Origin of the sequence: Bradyrhizobium sp. Leo170 (genome assembly GCF_004296405.1) — a bacterium.
Taxonomy (GTDB): Bacteria; Pseudomonadota; Alphaproteobacteria; order Rhizobiales; family Xanthobacteraceae; genus Bradyrhizobium.
Map to the genome: position 1 here is coordinate 1 of NZ_PSRR01000471.1, position 5,071 is coordinate 5,071.

Here is a 5,071-nt window from a genome sequence, read left to right on the forward strand (position 1 = left end):
GGCAAAGCGGAGCGTGCCCACCATCACGGGCGGAGTGTGAGATGGTGGGCACGGCGCTTCGCGCCTTTGCCCACCCTACAGGATGATGCGCCGCTTACCCCAACAACACCGCGTCTGCGCCGTTGATGGCCTCGGCGCTGTCGGTGACCGTCTTCTCGAGCGACGGTGCCTGGACCGTGACGTTCTCGGCGAAGAAGCGGGCCAGCGCGATATAGCGCTGCGGGTCGCCGGCCTCGCCGCCGCCTTTCACGGCGAGCGCTTCGCCGGCGAGCATGCAGCCGCCGAGCGTCGCACCGAACAGGCGCAGGTAAGGCGTGGCGCCGGCGAGCGCATCGTTCGGCGCCGAGGCGAGGCGCTCGAGCAGCCAGCGGCTCGCGCGCTCGAGGGCGCCGAGCGCATCGCGCAATTTGGCGCCGGTGGTGCCGAACGCGGGATCGTTGGAGGTTTCCACCTGCTTGACGATGGCGGAGAGCTCTTCGAGCAGCGCCCAGACCGAGGCGCCGCCATTGGCTCCGAGCTTGCGGGTGACGAGGTCGATCGACTGGATGCCGTTGGTGCCCTCATAGATCGCGGTGATGCGCGCGTCGCGATAATGCTGGGCCGCGCCGGTCTCCTCGATGAAGCCCATGCCGCCATGCACCTGCACGCCGAGATAGGCGACCTCGTTGCCGATGTCGGTGGAGAAGGCTTTCGCGATCGGCGTCAAGAGCGCGCCGCGTGCGGCGGCGTCGCTGCGCACCTTCGGATCCTTCGCGCGCGTGGAAATATCGAGTGCGACTGCGGTGGCGTAGCAGATCGCGCGCGCGGCAGCCGTCATGGCGCGCATCTGCATCAGCATGCGCTTGACGTCGGGATGCGCGATGATCGGATCCGAGCCCTCGCTCTTGCTGCCGACGGCGCGGCCCTGGCGGCGTTCCTGGGCATAGGCGAGCGCCTGCTGGTAGGCGCGGTCGGCAAGGCCGACGCCTTCGAGGCCGACCGCGAGCCGGGCCTGGTTCATCATCGTGAACATGCATCGCATGCCCTGGTTCTCTTCGCCGATCAGATAGCCGATGGCGCCGCCATGGTCGCCCATGGTCATGGTGCAGGTCGGGGAGGCGTGCATGCCGAGCTTGTGCTCGACTCCAGAGGGATAGATATCGTTGCGTGCGCCGAGCGAGCCGTCGGGATTGACCAGGAATTTCGGGATCAGGAACAGCGAGATGCCCTTGGTGCCCGCGGGTGCATCGGGCAGGCGGGCGAGCACGAAATGAACGATGTTATCGGTCATGTCGTGGTCGCCATAGGTGATGAAGATCTTGGTGCCCTTGATACGGTAGGTGCCGTCACCGGCGCGCTCGGCGCGGGTGCGCAGTGCGCCGACATCGGAGCCCGCCTGCGGCTCGGTGAGCTGCATCGTGCCGGTCCACTCGCCGGAGACGAGCTTGGCAAGGTAGATCTTCTTCAGCTCGTCGCTGCCATGGGCGTCCAGTGCCTCGATCGCGGAGAGCGTGAGCAGCGGGCAGAGGCCGAACGCCGAATTCGACGCGCTCCAGATCTCGGTGCAGGCGGCATTGATCGCGAGCGGCAGGCCCTGGCCGCCGAACGCTTCCGGGCCCGACACCGCGTTCCAGCCCGCGGCCGCCCAGCGCTGATAGGCGTCGGGCCAGCCCGGCGCGGTCGTCACCTTGCCGTCCGCGAGCTTGACGCCGTTCTGGTCGCCAACCCGGTTGAGCGGCGCCAGGACGTCGCCTGCGAACTTGCCGGCTTCTTCCAGCACCGGCTGGGCGATGTCGCCGTCGAAATCGCCGTAATGGCCGGCGGCGAGGGCGGCCTTCAGTCCGGCACCATGGTTAAGGGCAAGCAGGATGTCGTCGATCGGCGCGCGGTAGGTCATGGCGTTACTCCCCGAGGGAACATTGGCGCCGTCTTCCCACGAAACCATGCTTCCCTCAACCGTCCGGATAACCGAATTGAGGGGGAGAAACAGTTGAAATGGTCCGACTCCCTCTATAGACCGGCGTTACCAGACCGAGAGGGCTGCGGCTATGTTCCGCGCCCTCCGGACCTGGAATTGGGGCGTAGCCAAGCGGTAAGGCAGCGGATTTTGATTCCGCCATTCGGAGGTTCGATCCCTCCCGCCCCAGCCAACTTTATCTTCTTACCTTTCCAATTCTCCTCGTCCGTCTCCGCAACTCGCCGCGCGTTTTTCGATAACGCGTTGACGGGGAACGCTTTTTCTCGCCTTTCGTCACCGATCGTCGCCTCCCGTCACCTTTTGCCGCCGGCCGCTTGTGTCAAAGTTTGATTCACGCTAAAACCTGCCCATTCAAACCTAGACCCATTCGAACCGACGGGAGCGATTATCCTCGTGAAAAACGATCATTCGGGCCAAAAGCCCAAGAATCAAAACAGGATAATGCTGACCGCCGACAACGCGCTGCGGCTGCCCGATGGCGGGCCGGATGGCCGGGGCGGGCGCAAGCAGAAATGCTACACCGAGCGCAACGGCATGCAGCTTCTGGTGTGCGGCGACTCGCGCCTCTACTACTCACCGTGGGAAGTCCCGCCGCACCTGCTCAAGCCGGGTGCCAAGCGTGCCATCAAGCGCGAGCCGCTTGGCAGTGCGCAGGACGTCTCCTTTGCCACCGCGCTCACCCAGCATCTGAAAATCCGCGATGACATCACGCGCGGCGTCTATCCAAAGCCGGGCTCGACCAAGGGCGCTGGCCGCCGCAAGAGCGGGCCGACGTTTCAGACCTATGCGACCCCGCGCGTCGCCGGTTGGGCCGCCAAGCGCAAGAACAAGAAGGATGCGGCGGGCATGATCAACATCCTCCCGCGCCATTGCGCAGCGATCAACGAGTTGCCGATCGAGACCATCGGCACGCCACAAGTGCTCAAGGCTCTCGAACCGATCTGGGAGACCAAGCCGGCGATGGCCGAAGAGGTGCGCGCGCTGATCGCCCGCGTGCTGAAGGCCGCCGCCCGCGAAGAGCTGCGGCCGAACAGCGACGTCGCATCCGCCGAGGCCATCATTGCGGTGCTCGGCAAGCCGAAGAAGAAGCGCGGCAAGATTCGCGGGCCGATGAAATCGGTGGACTATGAAGACATGCCGCAGTTCATGACCGAGCTGCGCGCCATCAAGAGCCAGACCTCGCGTGCGCTGGAGGCGCTGATCCTCTCCAACCTGCGTACCAACCCGGTGCGCTTCCTGCACATCGATCATCTCGATTTCGACGGCACGAAGAAGGATGCCAAGCGGCCGGGGCCAAAATGGACGGTGCCGGGCGGGCCGGACGGCTTGATGAAGGTCGACGACGACGACAACGACTTCGTGCTGCCGATGGTGCCGCGACTGGTGGCGGTGCTGCAAGAGCAGATCGCCTATTTGCGCGAGACCTTCCCCGGCGTGCCGGTCGGCTTGTTGTTCCCCGGCGATCCCAATCAGGTCGATGATCCCTTCTCGCAACCGATCAGCGAAAACACCATGCGCGACCTCGTCGTCGGGCCGATCCTGAACCGGAAGGCCACGCCGCACGGCTTCCGCGCGTCGTTCAAGACGTGGGCCAGCAACCAAGTGCAAGATGACGGCGAAACCAAAAAATTCGACCGCGACGCCGTCGAATATTGCATGGCGCACAATCCCGGCGATGAGGAGGAGCGCGTCTACCGCCGGGACACCTTGTGGAGGCCGCGCGTCGGCATCATGACCGCATGGGCGCGCCATCTCGCGGCCAAGGCCAGTCTCAAGATGGCGGCCTGACACGGAAAAGCGTCGCCGCGCGTCACTGGCTGGCGCGCGGCTTCACATCGGGCCATTCTTCGATGTAGCGCGTGATCTCGCTCGCCATCACCACCACTGCGTGCCCGTGCTTCTTGGCGCGCAGATCGCCGCGCGCAATGACGCGGTCCAGCTTCGTCACCGACATGCGCAAGGCAAGCGCCGCTTCCTTGCGCGTGAGAAATGGCAGCTCTGATGGTGCGGTTACCGGCTGCTGTTGCATCTTGTGTTGCTTCCTGATCATGGACTCTTTCCCCACGCGCGCCAAACTCCGTCGGACGCTGATCACGGCCTGCGCCGGCGGGCCGCCGCCCGGCACTGGCCGCCGACTCTTCGAGGAGCCTTGCTGGCTTGTCGGGAGGCGCCATCTCTAATTGCTGCTGTTAAACACTGCAGTCGCCGGGCCATCTCGTTCAGCGCCTGAAGTCGCGGCAGGATGCCTTCTATGGTTACCTCGTTCAGGCGCGCCACTTCACTGGTCATTTATCTTCACCTGTAAATTCCTTTGGTAATAGAGGGCGGTTCCTACAAACCACCCTGTCCTCGATCGATCATGTCCTGATGGGTCATGTCAGGCGCGCCCCGCGACGACAACATGCGTCAATATCGCGTGCTCGGCATATTCACGCAGCTCGGCATCGATCGAACGGTAAAGCTCACGATCATCCACACCGTGCTTTCTGAAGATGCATGTCGTCCCTGGCTGAGGCGGAATGTTTGGATCGGCGATCGCGATTACTCCGTTACGAAGTTCGGGCGCCATAGAGTCATTGGCGATGATGACTCCGTAAGCGTTGTTGCCAAAATAATTGGAGCCGACTTCTAATAGAGTGCGAGGTTGAACGACTCGAAGAGCGTTGTCGTCCGAAACAAGGCGATAGATTGGTATAAGGCCCTGATGTCTCGAGCGAGAAGTATCTATAGGACCTAAAGTTTGGAGAAGCTCCGCCAGCCGTGAACTCTTAGTCTCGGCTCTGCCTAGAGTTCGGAGAAGCTCTACAAGCTGTAAACTCCTGCCAGAGCCTGGAGCTTGGAGAAGAATCTCTGCGAGATATGAAGCAGCAACCTCTTCATTCTTACGGAAATCGAGGCGCGCCTCATCTCGCGAAGTTAGCGAACTTTGTCCGTGCGAATTTTGTATGAGTGCGCCGGGTTCTGCAACTGTGTCGGGGCGCCACTCGACAACGCGTTCCCACTTTCTCGTCCTTCCGGGACCTCGGAGGTCGTCCGGGTCAAGTTGAAGAATTTCCCCAAGCTTGATCCGATCGCGTTCCTCTAGTTCGCTTGGAATGCCGCGCGCGATAAATT

General features: G+C 63.0%; 4 protein-coding genes and 1 tRNA gene. 2 read left to right on the forward strand and 3 right to left on the reverse strand.

Going from position 1 to position 5,071, the window contains the following annotated elements; genetic code table 11:
- Positions 1-94: 94 nt before the first annotated feature.
- On the reverse strand, positions 95-1,876 hold the full coding sequence (locus CWO89_RS40595; protein WP_130583869.1) for an acyl-CoA dehydrogenase family protein: 1,782 nt from the start codon (positions 1,874-1,876) through the stop codon (positions 95-97).
- 178 nt (positions 1,877-2,054) lie between these two features.
- On the opposite strand from CWO89_RS40595, the gene CWO89_RS40600 reads away from it, so the two are divergent.
- Positions 2,055-2,129: transfer RNA gene (locus tag CWO89_RS40600), tRNA-Gln, on the forward strand.
- A gap of 269 nt (positions 2,130-2,398) precedes the next feature.
- Complete coding sequence (locus tag CWO89_RS40605; RefSeq protein ID WP_130583870.1) at positions 2,399-3,745, forward strand: tyrosine-type recombinase/integrase; 1,347 nt, start codon at positions 2,399-2,401, stop codon at positions 3,743-3,745.
- Between the two features lie 22 nt (positions 3,746-3,767).
- Here the strand turns inward: CWO89_RS40605 and CWO89_RS40610 are convergent, their stop codons facing one another.
- Together CWO89_RS40610 and CWO89_RS46425 are read right to left on the reverse strand one after the other, a co-directional pair.
- Positions 3,768-4,007: a helix-turn-helix domain-containing protein gene (locus CWO89_RS40610; RefSeq protein ID WP_130583871.1), complete on the reverse strand. Its 240-nt coding sequence runs from the start codon at positions 4,005-4,007 to the stop codon at positions 3,768-3,770.
- 327 nt (positions 4,008-4,334) lie between these two features.
- The coding region (locus CWO89_RS46425) for a S24/S26 family peptidase (protein WP_207234669.1) at positions 4,335-5,071 on the reverse strand (737 nt) is incomplete at its 5' end.

Bases quoted from the DNA above. Each gene is read 5' to 3' on its own strand.
- CWO89_RS40595 (WP_130583869.1), bottom strand. From the start codon at position 1,876: ATGACCTACCGCGCGCCGATCGACGACATCCTGCTTGCCCTTAACCAT.
- CWO89_RS40605 (WP_130583870.1), top strand. From the start codon at position 2,399: ATGCTGACCGCCGACAACGCGCTGCGGCTGCCCGATGGCGGGCCGGAT.
- CWO89_RS40610 (WP_130583871.1), bottom strand. From the start codon at position 4,007: ATGATCAGGAAGCAACACAAGATGCAACAGCAGCCGGTAACCGCACCA.